At 67.3% G+C, this 23,173-nt stretch carries 23 protein-coding genes; 10 read left to right on the top strand and 13 right to left on the bottom strand.

The window, feature by feature from the left end; genetic code table 11:
* Positions 1 to 31: 31 nt before the first annotated feature.
* The gene (locus POS15_RS02135; RefSeq protein ID WP_046273974.1) at positions 32 to 1,426 is read right to left on the bottom strand and encodes an amino acid permease; all 1,395 of its coding nucleotides are present in this window, start codon (positions 1,424 to 1,426) and stop codon (positions 32 to 34) included.
* A gap of 81 nt (positions 1,427 to 1,507) precedes the next feature.
* Entirely contained in the window at positions 1,508 to 2,218 is a 711-nt protein-coding gene (locus POS15_RS02130; RefSeq protein ID WP_019183477.1) for an AraC family transcriptional regulator, read from the bottom strand.
* 182 nt (positions 2,219 to 2,400) lie between these two features.
* Between POS15_RS02130 and POS15_RS02125 the strand changes: the two genes are divergently transcribed.
* A complete protein-coding gene (locus tag POS15_RS02125; protein WP_019183478.1) occupies positions 2,401 to 4,491 on the top strand; it encodes a catalase in 2,091 nt (696 codons plus the stop codon).
* 36 nt (positions 4,492 to 4,527) lie between these two features.
* On the top strand, positions 4,528 to 5,013 hold the full coding sequence (locus tag POS15_RS02120; RefSeq protein ID WP_284129614.1) for a HupB: 486 nt from the start codon (positions 4,528 to 4,530) through the stop codon (positions 5,011 to 5,013).
* A gap of 75 nt (positions 5,014 to 5,088) precedes the next feature.
* Here POS15_RS02120 and POS15_RS02115 read toward each other — a convergent pair whose 3' ends face one another.
* From POS15_RS02115 to POS15_RS02100, 4 genes are all read right to left on the bottom strand, one after another.
* Positions 5,089 to 5,877, bottom strand: a complete 789-nt coding sequence (locus POS15_RS02115) for a hypothetical protein (protein ID WP_284128889.1) — start codon at positions 5,875 to 5,877, stop codon at positions 5,089 to 5,091.
* A gap of 62 nt (positions 5,878 to 5,939) precedes the next feature.
* Entirely contained in the window at positions 5,940 to 7,205 is a 1,266-nt protein-coding gene (locus POS15_RS02110) for a HAMP domain-containing sensor histidine kinase (RefSeq protein WP_284128888.1), read from the bottom strand.
* Positions 7,202 to 7,888 (bottom strand): response regulator transcription factor, encoded by a 687-nt coding sequence (locus POS15_RS02105; protein WP_019183482.1) that lies wholly within the window; start codon positions 7,886 to 7,888, stop codon positions 7,202 to 7,204. The genes POS15_RS02110 and POS15_RS02105 overlap by 4 nt, the downstream gene beginning before the upstream one ends.
* Positions 7,889 to 7,891: 3 nt before the next feature.
* Positions 7,892 to 9,019 carry a DJ-1/PfpI family protein gene (locus POS15_RS02100; protein WP_284128887.1) on the bottom strand — a complete coding sequence of 376 codons (1,128 nt, stop codon included), beginning with the start codon at positions 9,017 to 9,019 and terminating at the stop codon, positions 7,892 to 7,894.
* A gap of 190 nt (positions 9,020 to 9,209) precedes the next feature.
* On the opposite strand from POS15_RS02100, the gene POS15_RS02095 reads away from it, so the two are divergent.
* Entirely contained in the window at positions 9,210 to 10,070 is an 861-nt protein-coding gene (locus POS15_RS02095; protein ID WP_046273976.1) for a PA4780 family RIO1-like protein kinase, read from the top strand.
* A gap of 95 nt (positions 10,071 to 10,165) precedes the next feature.
* Here POS15_RS02095 and POS15_RS02090 read toward each other — a convergent pair whose 3' ends face one another.
* Positions 10,166 to 12,298 carry a methyl-accepting chemotaxis protein gene (locus POS15_RS02090; RefSeq protein WP_284128886.1) on the bottom strand — a complete coding sequence of 711 codons (2,133 nt, stop codon included), beginning with the start codon at positions 12,296 to 12,298 and terminating at the stop codon, positions 10,166 to 10,168.
* Between the two features lie 206 nt (positions 12,299 to 12,504).
* Here POS15_RS02090 and POS15_RS02085 point away from each other — a divergent pair, with 206 nt between their 5' ends.
* Both POS15_RS02085 and POS15_RS02080 read left to right on the top strand, forming a co-directional pair.
* Positions 12,505 to 13,485 carry a L,D-transpeptidase gene (locus tag POS15_RS02085; RefSeq protein WP_037553222.1) on the top strand — a complete coding sequence of 327 codons (981 nt, stop codon included), beginning with the start codon at positions 12,505 to 12,507 and terminating at the stop codon, positions 13,483 to 13,485.
* A 4-nt stretch (positions 13,486 to 13,489) separates the two neighbouring features.
* The gene (locus tag POS15_RS02080) at positions 13,490 to 14,188 is read left to right on the top strand and encodes a M23 family metallopeptidase (protein ID WP_284128885.1); all 699 of its coding nucleotides are present in this window, start codon (positions 13,490 to 13,492) and stop codon (positions 14,186 to 14,188) included.
* On the opposite strand, the gene POS15_RS02075 is transcribed toward POS15_RS02080, so the two are convergent.
* Positions 14,189 to 14,515 (bottom strand): hypothetical protein, encoded by a 327-nt coding sequence (locus POS15_RS02075; RefSeq protein WP_284128884.1) that lies wholly within the window; start codon positions 14,513 to 14,515, stop codon positions 14,189 to 14,191.
* A gap of 231 nt (positions 14,516 to 14,746) precedes the next feature.
* Here POS15_RS02075 and POS15_RS02070 point away from each other — a divergent pair, with 231 nt between their 5' ends.
* Positions 14,747 to 15,157 (top strand): hypothetical protein, encoded by a 411-nt coding sequence (locus POS15_RS02070; RefSeq protein WP_284128883.1) that lies wholly within the window; start codon positions 14,747 to 14,749, stop codon positions 15,155 to 15,157.
* Positions 15,158 to 15,247: 90 nt separating this feature from the next.
* On the opposite strand, the gene POS15_RS02065 is transcribed toward POS15_RS02070, so the two are convergent.
* From POS15_RS02065 to hflK, 4 genes are all read right to left on the bottom strand, one after another.
* Positions 15,248 to 16,540, bottom strand: a complete 1,293-nt coding sequence (locus tag POS15_RS02065; protein ID WP_019183490.1) for an adenylosuccinate synthase — start codon at positions 16,538 to 16,540, stop codon at positions 15,248 to 15,250.
* A gap of 372 nt (positions 16,541 to 16,912) precedes the next feature.
* Complete coding sequence (locus POS15_RS02060; RefSeq protein WP_019186092.1) at positions 16,913 to 17,101, bottom strand: DUF2065 family protein; 189 nt, start codon at positions 17,099 to 17,101, stop codon at positions 16,913 to 16,915.
* 69 nt (positions 17,102 to 17,170) lie between these two features.
* Positions 17,171 to 18,034: a protease modulator HflC gene (locus tag POS15_RS02055; protein WP_019186091.1), complete on the bottom strand. Its 864-nt coding sequence runs from the start codon at positions 18,032 to 18,034 to the stop codon at positions 17,171 to 17,173.
* Positions 18,031 to 19,152 (bottom strand): FtsH protease activity modulator HflK, encoded by a 1,122-nt coding sequence (hflK, locus tag POS15_RS02050; RefSeq protein ID WP_284128882.1) that lies wholly within the window; start codon positions 19,150 to 19,152, stop codon positions 18,031 to 18,033. Before hflK ends, POS15_RS02055 begins: the two co-directional genes overlap by 4 nt.
* 176 nt (positions 19,153 to 19,328) lie before the next feature.
* Between hflK and POS15_RS02045 the strand changes: the two genes are divergently transcribed.
* Positions 19,329 to 20,324, top strand: coding sequence for a YhdH/YhfP family quinone oxidoreductase (locus tag POS15_RS02045; protein ID WP_019186089.1), 996 nt, complete (start codon positions 19,329 to 19,331; stop codon positions 20,322 to 20,324).
* An 89-nt stretch (positions 20,325 to 20,413) separates the two neighbouring features.
* Positions 20,414 to 20,797: a twitching motility response regulator PilH gene (pilH, locus tag POS15_RS02040; protein ID WP_019186088.1), complete on the top strand. Its 384-nt coding sequence runs from the start codon at positions 20,414 to 20,416 to the stop codon at positions 20,795 to 20,797.
* A 10-nt stretch (positions 20,798 to 20,807) separates the two neighbouring features.
* On the opposite strand, the gene POS15_RS02035 is transcribed toward pilH, so the two are convergent.
* Positions 20,808 to 21,704, bottom strand: coding sequence for a DnaJ C-terminal domain-containing protein (locus tag POS15_RS02035; protein ID WP_019186087.1), 897 nt, complete (start codon positions 21,702 to 21,704; stop codon positions 20,808 to 20,810).
* A 250-nt stretch (positions 21,705 to 21,954) separates the two neighbouring features.
* Here POS15_RS02035 and POS15_RS02030 point away from each other — a divergent pair, with 250 nt between their 5' ends.
* Together POS15_RS02030 and POS15_RS02025 are read left to right on the top strand one after the other, a co-directional pair.
* Positions 21,955 to 22,437 carry a peroxiredoxin gene (locus POS15_RS02030; protein WP_019186086.1) on the top strand — a complete coding sequence of 161 codons (483 nt, stop codon included), beginning with the start codon at positions 21,955 to 21,957 and terminating at the stop codon, positions 22,435 to 22,437.
* Positions 22,438 to 22,466: 29 nt separating this feature from the next.
* Positions 22,467 to 23,051, top strand: a complete 585-nt coding sequence (locus tag POS15_RS02025; RefSeq protein ID WP_019186085.1) for a ferritin-like domain-containing protein — start codon at positions 22,467 to 22,469, stop codon at positions 23,049 to 23,051.
* The last annotated feature ends 122 nt before the right edge of the window (positions 23,052 to 23,173 follow it).

The raw sequence follows: 23,173 nt of genomic DNA, 5'->3' as shown, positions 1-23,173 counted from the left end.
CCAACGGTCGGCACCTACCACCCGCCCGGGGTCAGTCGGCCCGGCGGCTGGCGCGCACGCGGCGGGCGACTTCGCTGCTGATGGCGATCACCGCCGTCAGCGCGGCCATCGACAGGAACTGCAGGCGCGTGTGCGACTCGGACAGCAGCAGGCCGAAGATCAGCGCCAGCACCCCCAGGCCGATCACCGTGAGGTACGGATAGCCGGCCATGCGGAACGGCAGGCGGGTGCCGTCGCGGTTGGCACGGTGGCGCAGGATCAGCTGCGACAGCAGCGAGATGGTCCACACCAGCAGACAGGTCGAGCCGACGATATTGAGCAGTACCGGCAGTACCTTGTCCGGGAACAGCAGCTCCATCACCGTCGCCGCAAAACCGAACAGCACACTGGCCAGCACCGCGATGATCGGCACCTGGCGCGGATCGGTCCAGCCCAGCACGGCCGGCGCCTCGCGACGCTGGGCCAGCGAGTACATCATCCGCGACGCGCCGTACAGATTGGCATTGAGCGCCGACAGCAGCGCGATCACCGCGATCAACGTGATCGCCGTGGCCGCGCCAGGAATCTTGGCCGCTTCGAGCACCGCGGCGAACGGCGAACGGAGGGCCTCGCTGGTCCACGGCACCACCGCGATGATCACGCTCAGCGAGCCGATGTAGAACACCAGGATGCGCCAGGCCACGGTGCGGATCGCGCGGGCGATGCTGCGCTCGGGATCTTCGGTTTCCGCCGCCGCCACCGCCACGATCTCGGTGCCGCCGAAGGCGAATACCACCACCAGCAGCGCCGCGCCGATGCCGGCCAGGCCCTTGGGCATGAAACCGCCGTGCTCGGTGAAGTTGCGCAGGCCAGGCGAGGCCACGTCCGGCAGCCAGCCCATCAGCAGCGCCACGCCGATCAGGATGAAGCCGACGATCGCGGCCACTTTCAGGATCGCGAACCAGAATTCAAACTCGCCGAAGTTCTTCACCCCGAGCAGGTTGATCGCGGTGAAGAACAGCATGAAGGCCAGCGCAGCCATCGGCACCGGGATCGCCGGCCACACCGTGGCGAGCAGGCCAGCCGCACCGACCGCTTCAGCGGCGATCACGATCACCAGCTGCACCCACCACAGCCAGCCCACCGTGGCACCGGCAGTGGCCCCCATGGCATCAGCGGCGTACACCGAGAACGCGCCGCTGGTCGGCTTGGCTGCGGCCATTTCGCCCAGCGCGTTCATCACGATGATCACCAGTGCGCCGGCCACCAGATACGACAGCAGGACCGCCGGGCCGGCGGCCTGGACGCCCACGCCGGAGCCGAGGAACAGGCCGGCGCCGATCGCGCTGCCCAGGCCCATCATGATCAGCTGGCGGGGCTTGAGCGCGTGCCCGAGGCGGGTATCGGCGGGCGGAGTGGCAGGAGCCGGAGTCTGGGATGCGGGCATCGGAATCGATTGGCGGGCAACAAGTGCGACACCATACCCTGTCGGCCGCGCGGCGGCATAGGCCGGAAGCCCCACCCCGCCTCAGGCGGCGGCGCGCTCCCCGATCTGGGCGCGATAGGCCCGAGGCGACAGCCCGACCTCGGCCTTGAACTTGCGGGTGAACGCACTCTGGTCGGTGAAGCCACACGCCTGCCCGATGCTGGCAATGCTGTCCGGGCCGTGCAGCAGGTGCACCGCCATCTGGATGCGCAGCCGGGTCAGCACCTGCTGCGGGGTCATCTGGAACACCTTGCGGAAGGTGCGCTCCAGCTTGGACAGCGAGAAGCCGGTGATGTCGAGCAGGGTCTGCATGCGCACGTTCTCGGCGTAATGCGCATTCAGATGGGCCAGGGCCAGGCGCAGCTGTTCGTACTGGGTGCCCAGGCTGTCCTTCTGGCCGAGGTCGCGCGAGATGCCGATCAACCCGCGGATCTGCCCGTCCACCAGCAGCGGCCGCTTGCAGGTCAGGCACCAGCCCGGCTCGCGGTTGGCGAACAGATGGAGTTCCATCAGGTTCTCGATGACCTTGCCGGCCAGCACCTGCTCGTCCTGGGTGGCGTAATCGGCCCCCAGGCCGGTGGGATAGATCTCCGCCGCGGTCCGCCCGATCACCTCCTTGCGCGACTTCAGGCCCAGCCGGCGCAGCATGGTCTGGTTGATATGCGTATACCGCCCGTCGCAGTCCTTCATGAAGAACAGGACGTCGGGGATCGCATCAAACAGGGCTTCGATGTCGGCGGGTTCAACGCGCATGCGGCTGGGAAACACAGGAGAAGACGCGCCCAAGGATACCCGCCCGCGCGCGCCTCACCCAGCGCCCGGGCGCCGCATGTGAAGCGCGGGTGCAAGCAGCGTCGTGTTTTCGCACCTTCGATTAACGCCCGGCCCGCCAGTGTGAGGCGATCCCCCTTCCCGCCAGCTCCCGGAGTCGCCTCATGGCCGCCAGCAAGAAAAGCACGAAGAACGCCCCCGCACCCGCCACCGATGTCCGCGGCGAAGGGGATGAACTGCACCAGCGCGCGGGCAACGGCCACCCCGGGCTGACCACCAACCAGGGCATTCCGGTCGGTGACAACCAGAACTCGCTGCGCGCCACCCCGCGCGGGCCGACCCTGCTGGAAGACTTCATCCTTCGCGAGAAGATCACCCACTTCGATCACGAGCGCATCCCCGAGCGCATCGTGCATGCCCGCGGCAGCGCGGCGCACGGCTATTTCGAGCTGACCCGCTCCCTTGGCGAGTACACCCGGGCGCGGATCCTCAATGAAGTGGGCGTACGCACCCCGGTGTTCACTCGTTTCTCCACCGTGGCCGGTGGCGCCGGGTCGGTCGACACCCCGCGTGACGTGCGCGGTTTCGCGGTCAAGTTCTATACCAAGGAGGGCAACTGGGACCTGGTCGGCAACAACATCCCGGTGTTCTTCATCCAGGACGCGATCAAGTTCCCCGACCTGATCCACGCGGTGAAGATGGAGCCGGACCGGGCATTCCCGCAGGCAGCCAGCGCGCACGACACCTTCTGGGACTTCGTCTCGCTGATGCCCGAGTCGATGCACATGATCATGTGGGCGATGAGCGACCGCACGATCCCGCGCTCGCTGCGCACCATCGAGGGCTTCGGCATCCACAGCTTCCGCCTGATCAACGATGCCGGCGAGTCGACCTTCGTCAAATTCCACTGGCGGCCGAAGCTGGGCATCCAGTCCACCGTGTGGGACGAGGCGGTGAAGCTGCAGAGCGCGGACAACGACTTCCACCGCCGTGACCTGTTCGAGGCGATCACCACCGGCAACTTCCCCGAGTGGGAACTGGCGGTACAGCTGTTCACCGAGGAACAGGCCGAGGCCTTCCCGTTCGACCATCTGGATTCGACCAAAATCATTCCCGAGTCGCTGGTGCCGCTGACCGTGATCGGGCGCATGGTGCTGGACCGCTGGCCGGACAACTTCTTCGCCGAAACCGAGCAGGTCGCCTACTGCCCGGCCAACGTGCCGCCGGGCATCGACTTCAGCAACGATCCGCTGCTGCAGGGCCGCCTGTTCTCCTACCTGGATACCCAGCTCAGCCGCCTGGGTGGCCCGAACTTCCATCAGATTCCGGTCAATGCGCCCAAGTGCCCCTTCGCCAATCATCAGCGCGACGGGCACATGCAGATGAACATCCCCAAGGGACGGGTCGCCTACGATCCCAGTTCGCTGCAGGGCGACAGCCCGCGCGAGACCGCCGATGGCTTCCCGAGCCACGCCACCGCACCAGATGACGGCCGCAAGGGGCGCGTGCGGGCCGACAGCTTCGCCGATCACTACAGCCAGGCCCGTATGTTCTTCCGCAGCCTGGAGGCACCGGAACAGGCCCATCTGGCCTCGGCGCTGGTGTTCGAGCTGTCCAAGGTGGAGACGGTCAAGGTGCGCGAGCGCACCGTGAGCCATCTGCGCAACATCGATGAGGCCCTGGCCAAGCGGGTTGCCGATGGTCTGGCGATGCCGGCCCTGCCCGAGCCGGCCGCCACCCAGACCCCGGCGCAGGATTTCCCGAAGGCGCCGGAAGTGCGCATCATCGGCCGCACCAAGGACCTGCTGACCGGTCGCTGCATCGGCATCCTGTTCGACGAGGGCTCCGATGCGGCGCTGATCGCCAACCTGCGCAAGGCGGCCGACAAGGCCGGCGCCAGCGTCAAGCTGGTTGCGCCCAAGATCGGTGGCGCCAGGCTCAGTGACGGCAAGACGCTGGCGGCGGATGGCCAGCTGGCCGGTACGCCGTCGGTGGTCTTCGATGCGGTGGCCGTCGTACTCAGCCCCGAGGCGGCAAAGAAGCTGGGCAAGGAATCGGCCGCAATCGATTTCGTCAGCGATGCGTGGGTCCACCTGAAGGCGATCGCCGCCGATGATGGCGCGCAGGCGCTGTTGAAGATCGCGCGTGTCGGCAACGATGCCGGGGTGGTGGAAGCCGAGGATGCCAAGGCCTTCCTTGCCGCCGCCGCTACGCGGCAATGGGCCCGCGAACCGAAGGTGCGCACGCTCTCCTGAGCGGCGCCACCTTCGTCACCAGACAGGAGCATGACCATGCCGCGCGGTGATAAATCCAGCTATACCGACAAGCAGAAGCGCAACGCCGAGCACATCGAGGAAAGCGAGAAAGACCAGGGCCGCAGCGAAGCGGCTGCGGAGCGCATCGCCTGGGCCACGGTCAACAAGCAGGATGGTGGCGGGAAGAAGAGCGGTAGTGCGAACAAGACCGCCACCAAAACCACGAAGACCTCGAAGACCGCGGCGACGAAGAAGGCAGCGGTAAAGAAAACCGCTGCGAAGAAGGCCGCTGCGAAAGCAGCGCCCGGGAAGGCCACCAAGAAGACTGCAAAGAAGACGGCGACGCAGGCCGCTGAAAAAGCGACGACAAAAACCGCGATCAAGAAAACGGTAAAGAAGGCGGCGAAGAAGACCGTCGCCAAGCAGGCCACCGGCAAACCGGCCTCGAAAACCGCCTCCGGGGCGCCTGCGAAAAAGACGGCAGCGACCGGGGCCCGCAAGCGAGCGGCCGGCAAGTCCTGACATACGCGCAGGGCCGACCGTGCATCTACCGCGTGCTGCCTGAAGCAGCACGCGGCAGATCACCTACCGTTGCGCTTACCGCTGCGCTGGCGCGGTGGACGGCCTGGATGGGTTGACCGTTCGGGGCGCTACCGGTTTCACTGCCAAGGGCAACGACTGCAGCCGACGGATCGCGCTGATCGGCACGGCTTCGGCGCGCCGTTGCTCCGGCCACCACAGGAACACGAACGCACTGCTGGATCCCAGCAGTTTCGCGGTGCCCGGCAGCGCTGCAGCGTCACCTCCGAGCACGACCTGCACTGGTGTACCGCCCCTGCCATCGCGGATCTTCTCGGCCGAGCTCAGCGCATACAGCGCCGCGCCGAATGCCATGAAGCAGACCACCGCAATACACATGCCGGTCAGCGGACGCAGCCCGGAGAATTCCCAGTTCATCCACGGCGACTCCGAGAACAGCATCCGCCATCCCCAATGCCGCGCACGCAGGCGTGCCACCTTGGCTGGATTGCGCCGCCGCAGTGTTTCCGGCCAGCCCAGCAGCACTGCCAGCAACGCGCCCACCAGCAGGATCAGCACGTAGGCCGGATCACGCAGCCCGGCCACCAGGAAGTCGCTGACCTGCAGGTAATCCAGGATCGACAGCCGGAACTTGAAATAGAAGAAGTAGCTCGACCACAACCCCAGCACGGACAGGAATACGTAGCCCCCACTCACCATCAACGCCGGCTCCTGCCGCAGCAGGCGCCAGATCACAGCCACCATCGAGTCCTCATTGCCGTGCGTGACCGGCAGCAACGACCAATCGGTCGGCGTCTGCTCCGCCGGGACATCGCCGTGAATGCTGCCCTCGTCCCTGTTGCCCATGCGCCCCTCCCCCGTTCGGCAGAGCATCGCGCACTTTGGCGATGGACGGAAGCGGACCGGCCTTACTGCACGCTGAAACTGGCGACCGTGGCGTGCTCGGTTCCCTCGATGCGCAGATCGATGGCGAAGCGGTCGCACAGCCGGTGCACGATCGCCAGGCCGAGCCCGAAGCCGGCGCTGCCCTCGCCTTTCGCGAATGGCTGCATGATCGTGTCAGGGTCACCTGCCGGCGCCGTGTTGCGGATGCGCAGTCGTCCAGCCGCCACATCGATGTACACCTCACCCGCCCGGGTATGCGCGAACGCATTGCCGACCAGATTGGCCAGCAGCATGTGCAGCACCGGCCCCGGTACCGGCAGACTCACGTCGGCTGGCACGTCCACCCGCACCGCCACCGGCTTGCCCTCCAACAGCACGGCCTGCTCGACCACCACCTGTTCCAGCACCGGCAGCACCGCCAGTGGCGTCGCGTCCTGTTCCACGTTCTCTTCGCGGGCCAGTGTCAGCAGGGTGATGACGGTCTGTTCGAGTTGACGCGCCGAATGCTGGACATGCGCGAGCTGCCGCCGCCCGGCCCCGGACAGGCCAGGTTCGCTGGCCAGCTGTTCGGTGGCACTGCGGATCACCGCCAGGGGCGTGCGCAGCTCATGGCTGGCATCACGGGTAAAGGCATGCTCGCGCGCAATGAAGGCACGCACGCGCCCGCTCAGATTGTCCAGGCCGCGGGCGAGCACGCCGACCTCGTCATCGGGGAAGTCCCCGGCGAACCCCACCGGCAACCTGTCCGGCGCCATGCCGTCGACCAGCGCCGCCAGCTTCGACAAGGGACGCGTGGTCCGTCGCGCCAGCCATGCGCCGGCCAGGATGGCGACCACCACCACGGCCAGCCCGGACCAGGCCAGCAGCGCCAGAATCTGGCTGCGCATCGGCCGCACCACCAGCTGCTGGCTGACCTCGGCGACCAGCCATCCCGGTGTACCGGCTCCGCCCGGCGGCAGCGCGCGCAGGTGATAGTGCCGCCCTTCGGTGCCGCCGATCTCGCGGCGCCACGGCTCAGCATCGAAGGCGGCCTTGAGATCCGTGGGGAAGCTGGCAGGGCTGTCATGGACCGCCATGAACGCATTGCGCGGTGGCGACCAGGTCCCACTTGCGGCCCGCTGCTCCAGTTGCTGCTGCGCTTCCTGCTCAAGCATTGCGTCGAAGAACCGGTCTTCGACGCTGTACACGAACACCGCCACGTACAGGCCGAACAGGCCGGCCACCGCCAGCGCGAACACCGCGAAGGCCAGCATCAACCGGTTGCGCAGGCGATGCACCCGTGCCGTCATGTGTCGGCCTCCAGCCTGAAGCCGACCTCGTGCACGGTCTTGAGCATCGGTCGGTCGAAGGGCTTGTCCAGCCCCTGTCGCAGCAGATACAGATGCGAGCGCAGCGGATCCGAGGGCGGTGCTTCATCGCCCCAGAGGCGCCGGATCAACTCGCTGCGGGTCACCGTACGCGGCCAGGCTTCGGCGAGCAGCACCAGCAGGCGGTAGGCCGTCTGCGGCAACTCGATCGGCTGCTCACCGCGGTGTACGGTCCCGCTGCGGCGGTCGATGCCGAGAGATCCGATACGCAGCACATGCCCGTCGCGTCGGCCGTGCCGATGGGCCAGGGCCAGGCACCGCGCCAGCAGTTCCTCGCCTGCGAACGGTTTGACCAGGTAATCATCGGTACCGGCCTGGAAGCCGACCAGCTTGTCGGCCAGCGTGTCGCGCGCGGTCAGCATCAGGATCGGGATGTGGCGGTCGGCCTGCTCACGCAGATGGCTGCATACGCGCAGGCCATCCATGCCCGGAAGGGTGAGGTCCAGCACCAGCACATCCGGCGGCTCTTCCAATGCCATCTGCAGGCCACTGCGGCCATCGGCGGCAAAGGCCACGCGATGGCCGCGGGCTTCCAGCAGCGTGGCCATGCCGGCGCGCAGCGCCGGGTTGTCCTCGATCACCAGGATGTGCAGGCCATCGTCCATGGGTCAGCCTTCGATCGTGTCCTTGAGCTGCTTAGCTTCGGCCATGTCCGGGTGGGTTTCCAGCAGTTTGCCGAGTACCGTGCGCGCCTGTGCCACCTCGCCCAGCCGCCAATGCGCCTGTGCGATGCCCAGCGGCAGCTGCGGTTCGCTCATGTACGGGGCGGCCAGCTGCATGATCGACAGCGCATCACGTACAGCCGCATCGTCCTGCGCGGCCTGCAGCTGGTAGTAGCCGAGCACGCCGATCAGCTGATCGTGATAGCCGGTACGGTTGCTGGCCAGCTCGCGCTTGACCGCCTCGCCTTCACCGGCCAGCAGGCGCTGCACCAGCGCCATGCTGGCCTCATCGCGCCACGGCGTGCGCGCGATCGGCGTGCGGCCGGTGGCCCGCACGATCGCCTCGGCCACGGCCGGTGTCGAATAGGGGTTCTGCCCGGTGATCAGGCGCCCGTCCACCACCAGCTTGGGCATCATCAGCGGCGCCTGCTCCCAGCGCGCGCCACGCTCGCGCAGCGCGGTTTCCAGCAGGAACGGAAACTCCTTCGCCCAGCGCTTGCCGAACACCCCTTCCTCTGCATTGGTGAAGCCGGTCATGCGGCGCCCGGCGACCAGCAGCGATCCGTCCGCCAGCCGCACGTCCACCAGTGCGGCCGGGCCGTGGCAGACCGCCGCGACCACCGCGCCACGGTCGTGCATCGTGCCGAGCAGCCCCCGCAGCGCGGGGTCGGCCGGCAGGTCGAACATCGCGCCCTTGCCACCGACCACGTAGACCGCCGCATAGTCGGCGGCACTGAGGGTCGCGGTGGCGCGGGTATCGGCCAGCAGTGCGGCCGCGGCCGGATCGGCCAGGACGCGTGCGTTGAAGGGCTCCTCGGCGTTGAACTTGTCGGCCTCGACCGGTCCGCCTTGCGGGCTGGCGACCTGCACCGCCAGGCCGTTGTCGCGGAAGATCAGGTAGGCCTGCGCGAACTCGTCCATCTCGAAGCCGGGACGGGTCTTGCCCTGGTCGCGGCCTTCGCCGCTGACCACGATCAGCACGGTATCGGTGGCCGCGGGGCGGGCATGCACGGTGGAAACGGCCAGCAACATGGCCAGGGCGGCACCGGTGCGGCGCAGCAGGGACAGCATCATGGGCGACACTCCTTGGAAGGTGGCCCCAGCCTGCCGCGCCGATGTGAATCAGATTTCAAGCTGTCGCGCACGTACACGCAGCTGAACGACCTCACTGCGCCGGGCCGGGTCGATGGCTCCCCCGGCCCGAAGATGCGAAAATCCCTCCCCCTCCAGGGCAGGCCCCGCGCCAGCCGATTCCCGAGATACCGTGAAGACCCCCCAAGGCTTGCAGGCGCTGATCGACGACGGCGTGATCGATGAAGTGCTCCGCCCGCTCAAGAGCGGCAAGGAAGCAGCGGTATACGTGGTCCGCAGCGGCGACGACGTGCGCTGTGCCAAGGTCTACAAGGACATGGCCCAGCGCAGTTTCCAGCAGCGCGTGCAGTACCAGGAAGGCCGCAAGGTCCGTGGCAGCCGCGAAGCGCGCGCCGTGGGCAAGGCGAGCAATTACGGCCGCAAGCAGCAGGAAGCGGCCTGGAAGAACACCGAGGTCGAAGCGCTGTACCAGCTGCGCGATGCCGGCGTGCGCGTGCCCGAGCCGTACGGCTACTTCCACGGCGTGCTGGTGATGGAGCTGGTCACCGATGCCGAGGGCTATTCCGCCGCGCGCCTGGGCGAGGTCGAGCTCAGTCCTGAACAGGCCCGCGAGTTCCACCAGATCCTGGTCCGCCAGGTGGTGCGGATGCTGTGCTGCGGCCTGATCCACGGCGATCTGTCGCCGTACAACGTGCTGGTCGGCCCGGAAGGCCCGGTGGTGATCGATTTCCCACAGGTGGTCAGTGCGGCGGGCAACAACGCCGCGCGCACGATGCTGCTGCGCGACGTCAACAACCTCACCGCCTATCTGGGCCGCTGGGCGCCGGAACTGCTGGAGACCTGGTACGGCGAAGAGATGTGGGCGCTGTTCGAGGCCGGCGACCTGCTGCCGGACAGCGTGCTGACCGGCGAATTCGAACAGGATGAAAGCAGCATCGACCTGGATGGCGTACGCCATGCCATCAACGATGCGCGCGAAGAAGCGCTGATCCGCCAGCAGGGTCGCGAGGCGGCGGAAGAGAACGACGACTGAGCCCGTCCGCCGGCAGCGTGCGCCGGCGGACCGGTTCGACCGGCACAACGCCCCGCCGACGCGGGGCGTTCCGGTTTACCCGGCGGGCCGCACGATCATGCCGCCTGCAACGGCGCCGGCCGGACCCGCGCCGTGGCATCGGGTTCCAGGGTGAACACCGCCACCGACCCGGTCAGTGCGTGCGCCTGCTGCTCCAGCGCGCGGCTGGCGGCCGTGGCTTCTTCCACCAGCGCCGCATTCTGCTGAGTGACCTGGTCCATCTGCACCACCACCTGGTTGACCTGCTCGATGCCCGCGGCCTGTTCCTTGGTCGCCGCGGCGATGTCGCTCATCAGCTGGTTGGTGCGCGAACTGGCCTGGGTCAGGCGGGCGATCGCCGCTTCGGACTGCACCGTGACATTCAGCCCGGTCCTGACGTTGGCGCTGGCGTCGTCGATCAGCTCCTTGATCTCCTTGGCCGCGGTGCCGGCACGCTGGGCCAGGGTCCGGACCTCGGTGGCGACGACCGCGAAGCCGCGCCCGTTCTCGCCGGCGCGGGCCGCTTCCACCGCAGCGTTCAGCGCCAGGATATTGGTCTGGAACGCGATGCCGTCGATGACCGAGGAGATCTCGGCGATGCGCGCCGAGGACTGGTCGATCTGGCTCATCACCGCCGCCACCTGCGCGATCGCCTGCTCGGTCGCCTTGACCGCGGCACCGGCTGCATGGGCTTCAAGGTCGGCCTGGTTGGCCAGTTCGGCGTTCTGCCGGACCGTGGAGGTCAGCTCTTCCATCGACGCGGCCGCCTCCTCCAGATTGGCGGCCTGCTGCTCGGTGCGGCGCGACAGGTCATTGTGGCCAGCCGCCAGTTCCTGCGCGGCATCGTTGATGCTGCCGGCCGCGCCCTGGATCTGCCGCACGATGCCGGTCAACTGCCCGGCGGTCACGGTGGCATCGTCGCGCATCTGCGCGAAGACACCCTCGTAATGGCCCTCCATCCGCGCGGTCAGGTCGCCGGTGGAGATCGCGCGCAGCACCTGCGACAGGTCGGCGATGCTGCTCTGTGAGCTGGCCATCATGCCGTTGAGCTGGGCCACCATGGCCCGGAACTGGAACTGGAAGGCCTGCTCGCTGCCGCGCACCGAGAAGTCACCGGCACGCGCGGCGGCGGCCAACGTCTCGATCTGCTGGTTGATCGCCATCAGGCTGTCCTTGACGTTGGCCATGGTGGTGGTCAACACGGCCTTCTCGCCGGGGTAGCTGTCCAGGTCGCGACTGAGGTCGCCGATCGCGTAGCGCTGCATCACCTCGACCATGTGGAACTCGACGGCGACGTGGGAACCGACCAACGCGTTCGTGGCGTGGATCATCCGCCCGAAATCACCGGGGAAGGCCGTCTCATCCATGCGATGGCTGATGGCCCCGGCTTCATGCTGACGCGCCATGTCCAGCTGCGCGGCGATGGCGCCCTGGACGCTCTGCCGAACCGTGGCCATCGCGTTGCCGAGCTGGGTGATCTCATCGCGGCCGCCCAGATCGACGTCGTCGGCCAGATCACCCTTGGCCATGCGGTTCGCCAGGCCGACGGCGCGGGCGAGCGGACCGGTCAGGCTGCGGCCGATCAGCACGGAGGCGGCGATGCCGACCACCAACGCGATCGCCCCCAGCACCAGCAGCTGCAGCAGGGTCCGCTCACCCAGCCGGATCGCCTCGGCAGCGGCCTGGCGGCTTTGCTTTTCCTCGTAGACCACGCCATTGCTGAGCGCCTGGTTCCAGCCATTGGCCGCCTGCTGCACGGCGCCCAGGGTGAGCGCCGTCGCACCGGCAACATCGCCCTGCTGCAGCTGTTCGCTCATCTGCTTGTTGAGCGGACGCGCCACCGCGCGGGCCGCCGCGATGGCCTCGCCGATGGCCTTGTCCTGGGGCTGCGTGGGCAGCGCCAGGTAGGCGGCCCAGCTGGCTTCATAGCGCGCGACCAGCGCGGCGATGCGCGCTTCGTCATCGGCCAGACCGTCGCCCTGGCGGATCAGCATCTCCCGGCGCACGACCATCATCTGGTTGTTGGCATCGAGCATGTCCGAGAGCAGCCTCACCTTGGTCACGTTGACCTCGACCACCTGCTGCATCGCGCGCTTCTGCACGGCGCTGCCAGTCGCGCCGGTGGCCACCACGGCCGCCACCAGCAGCAACAACAGGCCAAAACCCATACCTAGACGCCAGACAACACTGACGTTGCGCAGATAATTCATGAGACATCCAAAAACGTGGGGGGTGGGCTGGTATCGGCGCCAGGGCCAGCGGCTTGACCGACTGCCGTGATCACGCTGTGAATGGATTCACCTTAGGCGCGCCGTAGGCGGGTTCCCGTACGCCACTCAGCCGCGCGTCAGGGTTTTCACGGCGAGTGCGCACACCGGGCAGGCATGGTGGAAACACGTTCCCGCTGGAGTTGCCGATGTCCCTTCGCCTGCACCGAATCGCCCGCCTCACCGCGCTCGCGCTCGCCTTGGGAGCGTCCTCCGGCTGGGCGGTCGCACAGACGGCACCCGCGCCCACTCCCACTGACACGGCCACCGCCAAGACACCCGTGGCGACCGGCGTCCGCTCTGATCTGCACGCGCAGGTGCTGCTGGATCGTGCCCATTTCTCGCCGGGGCAGATCGATGGCGAAGTCGGCTCGAACCAGAAACGCGCGGTCTCCGGCTTCCAGGCTGCACGAGGATTGAAGGTCACCGGCGAACTGGACGATGCGACGTGGAAGGCCCTGCAGCCGGACAGCGCTCCGCCCTTGGTGCGCTATACGCTGACCGCCGAGGACGTTGCCGGCCCGTTCCACCCCGTGCCGAAGGGCCCGGCCGAACAGGCCAAGTTGAAAGCGCTCGGCTTCGGCTCGGTGGAAGAGGCGCTGGGCGAACGCTTCCATGCCTCGCCGGAACTGCTCAAAACCCTTAACCCGGGCGTGGACCTGGGCAAGGCCGGCAGTGTGATCCAGGTACCGAACATCTCCGTCACGCCGTTGGCCAAGGCCAGCAAGCTGGTGATCGACAAATCCGACTCGACGCTGCGCCTGTTCGATGCCGACGGCAAGGTCTATGCGCAGTTCCCGGTTTCCTCGGGCAGCAAGCATGACCCGCTGCCGATCGGGAAGTGGAAGATCCTGGGCATTTCGCGCGATCCGACCTTCCACTACAACCCCAAGCTGTTCTGGGACGCCAAGGCCGGTGACAGCAAAGCGGTGCTGCCGCCCGGCCCGAACAACCCGGTCGGCGTGGTCTGGATCGATATCTCCAAGCCGCACTACGGCCTGCACGGCACCCCGGAGCCCGGCCACGTCGGCAAGACCGAATCGCACGGCTGCGTGCGCATGACCAACTGGGATGCGCTGCAGGTGGCCGACGCAGTGGATGCCTCCGTGCCGGTCGTGATGCAGGAGTAAGCAGATGAAGATCCTGCGACTGCTGGCGGTGGGCCTGGTCATCGGCGTGGTCGGGTATTGGCTGCTGGGGCCTGGCCCCTCTGCCCGCCTGGGAGCCGCCGAGCCGGCCAAGATAGGCTCGGCCACGAGTTCCACCCGCGCCGCACTCGATGCGCCACCGCCACCTGCTGCCACCCCGGCCCCGACGCCGGTACCGATCCAGACCACGCCCACACCGCCCGCGCCTGACGCGGGCGGTGCCGCACCGGCACCGGCAAACGCGGCCGGCGCCTTGCTGCTCCCGGTGCAGGGCATCGGTGCCGAGCAACTGCAGGACACCTTCACCGATGCACGCAGCGAAGGTCGCGTGCACGATGCGATCGACATCCTTGCGCCAAAGGGCACGCCGGTGCTGGCGGTTGCCGATGGGACGGTCGAAAAGTTGTTTGACAGCGTGCGGGGCGGGCTGACCGTGTACCAGTTCGAGCCGAGCGGCCGCTACTGCTACTACTACGCGCACCTGGACCGTTATGCCGACGGTCTGGCCGAGAAGAAGACCATCAAGCGTGGCGAGGTGATCGGCTATGTCGGCAGCACCGGCAATGCCAGCCCCGAAGCGCCGCACCTGCATTTCGAGATCCACGTACTGGGCCCGGAAAAGCAGTGGTGGAAAGGCGAATCCATCAACCCCTATCCGGTGCTGAAAGGTCAGCAGGCGCTCTGATCAACGGGGGCCGGGGGTACCGTCCCGGATCGCCCGCGCCAGTTCCCAGGCACGGCCGCGCAGCGCATCCAGGCGGTCATTGAGCTCGCCAGCGTCTGCCTTCCACTGGAAGTGGCCGTTGCTGTAATCCTGGCCAAGCGCGAGGTCGTTGAAAGACCCCATGCCACCGTAGGCGCGCAGCAGGCTTTCCGGCGCGCCGGGATTGCCCTGCTCGAGCTGGGTGATGACGCGCCGCATCCAGTCCGCCCAGTGGCGTTCGCCGTCGCCGCGCAACAGCGCTTCAAGCTCGGATACCACCGCATGCAGGGCGCGGTTCGCGCTGCTCATGCCGATGCCCGCCTGATCTCCCGTTTCCATGCCGCCCCGGTGTCTCGTTGAGTGGCTGCACAGCATGCCATGGTGTCGATGGCGCGGGCGCGAACGTTGCGGTCAGCTGCCCGGGCGCACTCAGTAAAACTACTGGCGCGAATGCGGGAAATTGCCGTTGTCGTGGTCATCCACGCGGCGGACACTGGGCCCTGACGGCACGCCCTGCCCGTTCTGGAGAAGACCGTGACGATGTCCGCGCCCCGTATCGCCCTGCTCGCGTTGTCTGGCGTACTCGCAGCAGGTGCTGCCGCGGCGCAGGACCTGCCTGCCACCGCATCGGACCGCTTCGCGATGCTGGATCGCAATGGCGATGGCAAGGTCAGCCGTGATGAGTATGACGGTGACGCGTTCTTCCGTCTGGTCGATGCGGATCACAACTACCGCGTGAGCGTCGATGAAGTACAGGCGGTACTGGGACCGCAACGCGACGGTGAGTTCTCCGCTACCGAGTGGCTACGCATCGCCGACCAGAATGGTGACGGTGAACTGAGTGCCGAAGAGATGCGCCGCTCCTCGGAGATGCGTTTCCAACAGCTGGATGCGAACCAGGACGGCAACCTGGAGTTGTCCGAAGTGCGGATGGGCATCGGCCAGCGCTGAGGCGCCCCCGCCACGAAAAAGCCCCGCTTTCGCGGGGCTTTTCCTGCACCTTCAGGCACTACCGGGCATGCCCGGCACGCCCGCGCCTGATCAGGCGAACGGGTCCTGCAGGACCATGGTGTGGTCGCGGTCCGGGCCGGTCGAGACGATGCTGACCGGGCAACCGGCCAGCTCTTCCAGCGCGCGCAGGTAAGCGCGGGCGGCCGGCGGCAGGTCATCCCAGTTGGTGATGCCGTGGGTGTTCTCGGTCCAGCCCGGGAACTCCAGGTACACCGGCGTGCATTCTTCCCAGCCCTGCGCGTCCAGCGGCGCGTACTCGGTACGCTTGCCACGGTATTCGTAGGCGATGCAGACCTTCAGCTTCTCCATGCCGTCGAGCACGTCCAGCTTGGTGATGCACAGGCCGCTGATGCCGTTGATGGCCACGGCGCGCTTGAGCGCGACGATGTCCATCCAGCCGCAGCGACGCGGGCGGCCGGTCGAAGCGCCGTATTCGGCACCGCGGTCGCGGATGCCCTGGCCGACTTCATCGTCCAGCTCGGTCGGGAACGGGCCACCGCCGACGCGGGTCGCGTAGGCCTTGGCGATGCCCAGCACGTAGTCGATCGCATCGGCGCCGACGCCGGCACCGGCCAGTGCACCACCCACGGTGGTGTTGGAGCTGGTGACGTACGGGTAGGTGCCGTGGTCGATGTCCAGCAGTGCGCCCTGGGCGCCTTCGAACAGCACGCGCTTACCCTGCTTGCGCAGGTCGTGCAGGATGCCGGCGACGTCGGACTTCATCGGCTCGACGTATTCGCCGAAGGCCAGTGCTTCGTCGTAGGTCTTCTGGAAGTCGACCGCGTCGGTATTGAGGTACTTGGTCAGCACGAAGTTGTGGTAATCCAGCGCGGTGCGCAGGAGTTCTTCCAGCTGGGCCGGGTAATGCAGGTCGGCGATGCGGATGCCGCGACGCGCCACCTTGTCTTCATACGCCGGGCCGATGCCACGGCCGGTGGTGCCGATCGCCTTGCCGCCGGCAGCGCGTTCGCGCGCCTGGTCCAGGGCGATGTGGTACGGCATGATCAGCGGCGCGGCCGGGGAGATCTTCAGGCGCGAACGCACTTCCACGCCGGAGGTTTCCAGCTCGGCGATTTCCTTCTGCAACGCGGCCGGCGAGATCACCACGCCGTTGCCGATCAGGCACAGCGCGTCTTCGCGCAGGATGCCCGACGGGATCAGGTGCAGCACGGTCTTCTTGCCATTGATGACAAGGGTGTGGCCGGCGTTGTGGCCGCCCTGGAAACGCACTACGGCACCGATTTCCTCGGTGAGCAGATCGACGATCTTGCCCTTGCCTTCATCGCCCCACTGGGCACCAAGCACTACGACAGACTGACCCATGACGGGCTCCTCATATGTTGCGGCCATCGGGGCCGCGGACGGGTAAACCGTGGCAGGGCTGGCCAGCGCGGTGATGGCGGCTCCAAACGGGGAGCGGCCGGCGATGGAAGGCCCAGACACGGAAAAAGCCGAACGGGGAGGCCCGTCCGGCTTTTTTGCATTATCCGGGTTTCCCTGGGCAGGTGCCACCCTGCTGGCGGCCCGTGTTGGCAACCGGTCAGGACGGGCCCATCGGGTAGTGCCGGCCGCTGGCCGGCTCCCGACCATGGCTGGGAGCCGGCCAGCGGCCGGCACTACCCGGTCAGAGGCGGGGCAGAGCGGAGCCGGCCAGTGGCCGGCATTACCGGGTCAGGGGCCGGGCAACGCCCGACGCTATGCGTGACGGATCCACCAGAGCGTGGTCAGGCCGGCCAGCAGGATCACCCCGCCCCACGCACGCAGGGCGCTGCTGCGCAGCATCAACAGCTGCTCGGCCATGCGCTTCCAGGCCAACGGGGCGGCGAACAGGAACAGGCCTTCCAGCACGGCGACCAGGCACAGCGCCGAGAACAGATCTTTCATGACATCTCCACAAACAAAACGGGGACCCGGTCTGCACCGGGTCCCCGTGGATGACTACCGCCTGCGGCCTCAGCGATCGCTCTTGAGGTACTGCAGGAACGGGTCGTTCTTGTCGAGCACGATCACGCCGTTGCCGTCGGTCATGGATCCACGGTAGGCCTCCAGGCTGCGGTAGAAGGCGTAGAACGACGGGTCGGCCGAGCCGGCCTTGCCGTAGATGCGGGCGGCATCGGCATCGCCGGCACCGCGCAGCTGCTGGGCGTCGCGCTCGGCTTCGGCCACGATCACGGTGCTCTCGCGGTCGGCCTGGGCACGGATGGTCAGCGACTGCTCTTCACCCTCGGCGCGCAGCTTGGCTGCTTCCTGCTTGCGCTGGGCGCGCATGCGCTCGTACACATCGTTGATCACCTGGCTGTCGGTCGGCAGGTCGATCTGCTTGATGCGCAGGTCGATGATCTGCATGCCGAGCGCCTTGACCGACTCGTTGATGCCGGTCAGCTGGTTGGCGATCAGTTCGCTGCGATCCCCGGAGACCAGCTGCTGCAACGAACGCGAGTTGATCTGGTTGCGCAGCGAGTCGGTGATGATCGGGGCCAGACGGGCGTTGGCCACGCGGGCATCGCCGCCGGTCGCACGGAAGTACGCGCGCACGTCGGAGATGTAACCGATGGCGAAGAAGTCGACGCTGACGTCCTTCTGCTCGGCGGTGAAGTAACGCGCCGGGGCGGTATCGAGCACCTGGAAGCGGCGATCGAACACGCGCACCGTCTCCACCAGCGGCACCTTGAAGTGCAGGCCCGGCTTGATGTCCGCACGGACCACCTTGCCCAGGTTCAGCACCATCGCGGTCTGGTCCTCACGGACCACGTAGACCGAACCCAGCAGGCCGAGCAGGACCGCTACGGCCAGACCAATCCACAGTGAACTTCTCATCGGCTGCCCTCCTCACGACCGGTCGGGCGCGTCGTCGGACGCTCCGGATTGCGAACGCCATCCACGGCCGTGCTGGCAGGCAGCGACGGCAGCATGACTTCCGGGGTCACCGCCGGAGCGGCGTTGGTGCTGGTGCGGGTGTCGCCCGGCATCGGCACGTAGATCAGCTGGCGGCCATCGCCGCCGATGATCTTGCGGTTCTCCGAGAGCACCGTCTGCACCGTTTCCAGCCACAGGCGCTTGCGGGTGACGTCCGGGGCGTCCTTGTACTGGGCCTGCAGCAGGCTGAAGCGCTCGGCATCACCCTCGGCCTTGGCAACCACGGCCTGCTTGTAGCCTTCAGCGGTGGTCCGGGCCCGCGAGGCCTGGCCGCGCGCTTCCGGGACCACCTTGGCCGCATAAGCCTGGGCTTCGTTGATCAGACGCTCCTTGACCTGCTGGGCACCGTTGACCTCGTCAAAGGCCGGCTTGACCTCCTCGGGCGGGCGGGCATCGGGCAGGGTCAGGCCGGTCACCGACAGACCGGTGCGGTAGATGCCGAGCGAGGCCTGCAGGCGCTCTTCGGCGGCCACGGCCAGCGGGCCACGGTTGTTGAGCACGTTGTTGAGGTCGGCACGACCCACCTGCTCACGCACCGCGCTCTGCGCGGTCTGCTCCAGCACCTGGTCGGCATCGACCGAGCCGAACAGGTACAGGCGCGGATCATCGATGCGGTACTGGACGTTGAGCGAGACGTTGACGATGTTCTCGTCGCGGGTCAGGACCGGCACCTGGCTGCTGAACGTCTTGATCTCGGTGGCATTGACCTTGGTGACCGATTCCAGCGGCCAGGGCAGCTTGAAGTTGGGGCCAGGCTGCAGGATGCGATGGAACTGGCCGAAGCGCAGGACCACACCGCGTTGCTGCTCGCCGATCAGCTGGAAGCTGGAGAACAGCAGCAGCAACACTGCAGCCACCGCGACCCACCGCAGGATGCCGCCATCGAACAGGTCTTTCAACGGACCGGGCAAACCGCCCCAACCGCCGCCATTGCCGCCACCGCGAGGACCGAACGGCCCACGTCGATTCTCGTCGGGGCCTTGTCCGCCCTTGTTGCCGCCGGGTGTATTCCAGGCCATGCACGCTCCATCAAGGTAAGGTTGCCTGCGGGCCACTCCCGCACCGTCAACCGTTAAAACGTTGTCGATTCTACTAGATGGGGCAGATCGACAGGATTGGAAGGGGTCACGCATCTCCGGGAACGATTCATAACCGCAGCGGGTAAGGTAGTGGTTTCCCCCCGTCAGGCATCTTCATGGCAATTCCCGACCGGTTCAACGCCTTCCGCATCCACCAGGACGATACCGGCTACCACGCCGGGCTGGAACCGATCGGGCTGGCGCAGCTCAACCCGGGCGAGGTGGTGATCCGCGCGCACTGGTCCTCGGTCAACTATAAAGATGCATTGGCTGGCACCGGCAAGGGCAGGATCCTGCGGCGTTTCCCGCTGGTCGGCGGCATCGACGTGGCAGGCACGGTGGTCGCCTCGACCGATCCGGCCTACCGCGAGGGTGATGCGGTGCTCGCTACCGGCTGCGGGCTGAGCGAGACCCGCGATGGCGGCTACAGCCCCTATGTGCGCCTGGCCGCCAGCGCAGTGATCCGGCAACCGACGGGACTGACCCCGCGCGAGGCGATGATCCTGGGCACGGCCGGCTTCACCGCCGCACTGGCCCTGGTGCGGATGCTGGACAACCGGCAGACCCCTGCCCACGGGCCGCTGGCCGTCACGGGGGCCACCGGCGGGGTCGGCTCGCTGGCCGTGGACATCTTTACCCGCGCGGGCTTCGAGGTGCATGCGATCAGTGGCAAGCCCGACCAGGCCGACTACCTGCGTGGCCTGGGTGCGCGCGAGGTCCTGCCGCGTGAGGTGCTGGCAACCACCCGCCCGATGGAGTCGGCGCGCTTCGGCGGTGGGCTGGACAACGCGGGTGGCGCGATGCTGACCAGCCTGCTGGCCCAGACCGTGCCTTACGGGTCCGTGGTCGGTGCCGGCCTGGCCGCCAGCGCGGAGCTGGAGATGACGGTGATGCCTTTCATCATCCGCGGCGTGTCGCTGATCGGGGTGTCCTCCTCCAGTGCACCGCGCGAGCTGCGCGAAGCGGTCTGGGAGAAGCTGGGTGGTGCGTGGAAGCCGGCGCATCTGGACGCGATCTGTACGGGCGAAATCGGGCTGGATGGCCTGCCGGCGGCGTTCGATACCCTGCTTGCGGGCGGCAACCACGGCCGCACGGTGGTACGAATCGACTGAGCGTGGCAGCCGGGCGACGGACGGCACGCCCGGCGCTTCACGACGGCGCGATGCCCGCACTACACTGCGGGCATCACACGGGGAACACCATGGCACGCATTCTGATCGTCGACGATTCACCGTCGCAGCTGTTGGGGATACAGCGGATCGTCGAGAAACTCGGGCACCAGATCCTGACCGCCACCGACGGCGCGGCCGGGGTGGAAGCGGCCAAGGCCGAGCTGCCCGATCTGGTGCTGATGGACGTGGTGATGCCCAACCTCAACGGTTTCCAGGCGACCCGGACGCTGGCCCGCGACGCCTCGACCAGGCACATTCCGGTGATCCTGGTGACCACCAAGGACCAGGACACCGACCGCATGTGGGGCATGCGGCAGGGGGCGAAGGCCTACATCACCAAGCCGTTCTCCGAAGACGAGCTGTCGGAGGTGCTGGAGCGCGTTTTCAGCCACCAGGAACCGCCGACGGCGTGATGCCGATGCCTCACACCTTCTCGCCGAAGGCCTTGGCCAGCGCCTTGTAGGCCTTCTTCTGCGCCTCATCGGTGGGCGCCGGTGCGATGATTTCCAGCTCCACGATCTGATCGCCATCCGGGTTGCCCGGCAGGCCACGGCCACGCAGGCGCAGCTTGCGCCCGGCATCGGACTCGGCCGGCACCTTCAGGTCCACCGCACCGCCCAGAGTCGGCACGCTGATGCTGGTGCCCAGCGCCGCCTGCCACGGGGTCACCTGCAGGGTGTACAGGATGTTGCGGCCATCCACCTCGAACTGCGGGTGCTCGGCGTACTCCACTTCCAGCAGCAGGTTGCCGCCACCGGTGCCCTGCCCGGTCAGGCGGATCACCTGGCCCGGGCGGATGCCCTTGGGCACGCGCACATCCAGCTGCTTGCCGTTGACGTTGATGCGCAGGCTGTCGCCCTGGTAGGCGGCCTCCAGCGGGACCGACAGCTTGGCGCGGGTGTCGCGGGTCGGCTGCGGGCCCTGGCTGGCACCGCCGAAACCGCTGGCACGCCCGCCGCCACCGCCGCGCTGGCGCGCGAACAGACTTTCGAAGAAATCGCTGAAGCCGCCGCCACCGGCGCCGCCCCCGAACACCTCCTCGAAATCATAGCCCTGCCCACCGCCGTAGTTCGGCGGGGTATGGAACTCCTCGCCGGGCCGGTAGCCCTGCGCCTTGAGCTGGTCATAGGCCGCGCGCTTCTGCGGATCGCGCAGCGCCTCATACGCCTCGTTGACCGCCTTGAATTTGTCCTCGGCCCCGGCTTCCTTGCTCACATCCGGGTGGTACTTGCGCGCCAGGCGGCGGTAAGCGGTCTTGATCTCAGCATCGCCCGCGGTGGGTTCCACCCCGAGCGTGGCGTAGTAATCCTTGAATTCCATCCAAACACCTCGACTAAGTTCGGCCACCCGCGTGGGCGGGCGCCGTCCGCGCAATTCTAGCTGCTGCGGGTCGGCCCACCGTGACGCCGGGGGCGAATGATCCTGCGCAATGCGGCGGACATCCCGGGCGGCTACGCTGCCCCCGTGGCCCGCCTTTCCCGCTGAAGATGGGTCTGCACGGCCGGTTTTCAACATGTTGACATGGCCATCCCATGCCCCTCACTACCCTGCCTGTGTCCAAGGAGTCCGCATGACCATCCACGTTGGCGACCGCATCCCCGAAGTCACCCTCAAGCGCATCCGCGAGGGCATGGAGACCATCGATACCCATGCCCTGTTCGATTCGCGCAAGGCGGTGCTGTTCGGCGTGCCCGGCGCATTCACCCCGACCTGTTCGGCCCGGCACCTGCCCGGCTTCATCGAGCAGTTCCCCGAATTCCGCCACCGCGGCATCGAGGTGTTCTGCATGGCGGTCAACGACCCGTTTGTCATGAAGGCCTGGGGCGAGAGCCAACAGGTCCCCGAGGGGCTGCAGATGCTGTCCGACGGCAACGGTGAATTCACCCGGGCGCTGGGCCTGGAAATGGATGCCAGCAGTTCGGGCATGGGCACGCGCTCGCGTCGCTTCGCGCTGTATGTGGAAGACGGTGTCGTGCGCGAAACCTTCATCGAGGAACCCGGAAAATTCGAGGTGTCTTCAGCGCAGTACGTGCTGGAGCATCTCCCCCGCTAGACCCACGCAACAAAGGAAACCGGCCAGCCATGTCCAAGCCAGCCAACAAGCAACACAACGCCGCTCCCGACAACGCCCGTCCGCCGGGCATCAGCGACACCGCGACCCTGCGCGCCAAGGCCCGCAAGGATATCGAAGACGGCGCGATCACCGACAGTTACAGCGCCGACCGCGAGGCGGTGATCAAGCTGCTCAACGATGCGCTCGCCACCGAATACGTGTGCGTGCTGCGCTACTACCGCCATTACTTCATGGCCAAGGGCATGCTCGCCGACTCGATCAAAGCCGAGTTCCTGGAGCATGCACAGCAGGAACAGGCGCACGCCGGCAAGCTGGCCGAACGCATCGTGCAGCTCGGCGGCGAACCGGACCTCAACCCGGATACGCTTACCGCGCGCTCGCACGCCGAGTACAAGGAAGGCAGCGACCTGCGCGACATGGTCCGTGAGAACCTGATCGCCGAACGCATCGCGATCGATAGCTACCGCGAGATGATCAACTTCGTGGGCGACAAGGACACCACGACCAAGCGCATCCTCGAAGAGATCCTCGCCCAGGAAGAGGAACACGCCGACGAATTCGCCGATCTGCTCGACGGCTGGATCGGGGAGTAACCCCGGCCACGTACCGGCTCCGCGCAGGACCCGAACAGACGTGTAGTGCCGGCCGCTGGCCGGCTCCGCACAGGATTCGAACGCACTGCAATGCCGGCCAGCGGCCGGCACTACCGGTCAGG

The organism is Stenotrophomonas sp. BIO128-Bstrain (assembly GCF_030128875.1).
Lineage (GTDB): Bacteria > Pseudomonadota > Gammaproteobacteria > Xanthomonadales > Xanthomonadaceae > Stenotrophomonas > Stenotrophomonas bentonitica_A.
The sequence above is the reverse complement of the archived record's forward strand: the minus strand, read 5'-3'. Positions and strand labels throughout refer to the sequence as shown.

Excerpts from the sequence above, each read along its gene's own strand:
- POS15_RS02055 (WP_019186091.1), bottom strand. The coding sequence starts at position 18,034 with ATGAGAAGTTCACTGTGGATTGGTCTGGCCGTAGCGGTCCTGCTCGGC.
- pilH (WP_019186088.1), top strand. The coding sequence starts at position 20,414 with ATGGCACGCATTCTGATCGTCGACGATTCACCGTCGCAGCTGTTGGGG.
- POS15_RS02115 (WP_284128889.1), bottom strand. The coding sequence starts at position 5,877 with ATGGGCAACAGGGACGAGGGCAGCATTCACGGCGATGTCCCGGCGGAG.
- hflK (WP_284128882.1), bottom strand. The coding sequence starts at position 19,152 with ATGGCCTGGAATACACCCGGCGGCAACAAGGGCGGACAAGGCCCCGAC.
- POS15_RS02035 (WP_019186087.1), bottom strand. The coding sequence starts at position 21,704 with ATGGAATTCAAGGATTACTACGCCACGCTCGGGGTGGAACCCACCGCG.
- POS15_RS02070 (WP_284128883.1), top strand. The coding sequence starts at position 14,747 with ATGTCCGCGCCCCGTATCGCCCTGCTCGCGTTGTCTGGCGTACTCGCA.
- POS15_RS02025 (WP_019186085.1), top strand. The coding sequence starts at position 22,467 with ATGTCCAAGCCAGCCAACAAGCAACACAACGCCGCTCCCGACAACGCC.
- POS15_RS02030 (WP_019186086.1), top strand. The coding sequence starts at position 21,955 with ATGACCATCCACGTTGGCGACCGCATCCCCGAAGTCACCCTCAAGCGC.
- POS15_RS02120 (WP_284129614.1), top strand. The coding sequence starts at position 4,528 with ATGCCGCGCGGTGATAAATCCAGCTATACCGACAAGCAGAAGCGCAAC.
- POS15_RS02100 (WP_284128887.1), bottom strand. The coding sequence starts at position 9,019 with ATGATGCTGTCCCTGCTGCGCCGCACCGGTGCCGCCCTGGCCATGTTG.
- POS15_RS02135 (WP_046273974.1), bottom strand. The coding sequence starts at position 1,426 with ATGCCCGCATCCCAGACTCCGGCTCCTGCCACTCCGCCCGCCGATACC.
- POS15_RS02110 (WP_284128888.1), bottom strand. The coding sequence starts at position 7,205 with ATGACGGCACGGGTGCATCGCCTGCGCAACCGGTTGATGCTGGCCTTC.
- POS15_RS02105 (WP_019183482.1), bottom strand. The coding sequence starts at position 7,888 with ATGGACGATGGCCTGCACATCCTGGTGATCGAGGACAACCCGGCGCTG.
- POS15_RS02045 (WP_019186089.1), top strand. The coding sequence starts at position 19,329 with ATGGCAATTCCCGACCGGTTCAACGCCTTCCGCATCCACCAGGACGAT.
- POS15_RS02130 (WP_019183477.1), bottom strand. The coding sequence starts at position 2,218 with ATGCGCGTTGAACCCGCCGACATCGAAGCCCTGTTTGATGCGATCCCC.
- POS15_RS02080 (WP_284128885.1), top strand. The coding sequence starts at position 13,490 with ATGAAGATCCTGCGACTGCTGGCGGTGGGCCTGGTCATCGGCGTGGTC.
- POS15_RS02060 (WP_019186092.1), bottom strand. The coding sequence starts at position 17,101 with ATGAAAGATCTGTTCTCGGCGCTGTGCCTGGTCGCCGTGCTGGAAGGC.
- POS15_RS02090 (WP_284128886.1), bottom strand. The coding sequence starts at position 12,298 with ATGAATTATCTGCGCAACGTCAGTGTTGTCTGGCGTCTAGGTATGGGT.
- POS15_RS02075 (WP_284128884.1), bottom strand. The coding sequence starts at position 14,515 with ATGAGCAGCGCGAACCGCGCCCTGCATGCGGTGGTATCCGAGCTTGAA.
- POS15_RS02125 (WP_019183478.1), top strand. The coding sequence starts at position 2,401 with ATGGCCGCCAGCAAGAAAAGCACGAAGAACGCCCCCGCACCCGCCACC.
- POS15_RS02085 (WP_037553222.1), top strand. The coding sequence starts at position 12,505 with ATGTCCCTTCGCCTGCACCGAATCGCCCGCCTCACCGCGCTCGCGCTC.
- POS15_RS02065 (WP_019183490.1), bottom strand. The coding sequence starts at position 16,540 with ATGGGTCAGTCTGTCGTAGTGCTTGGTGCCCAGTGGGGCGATGAAGGC.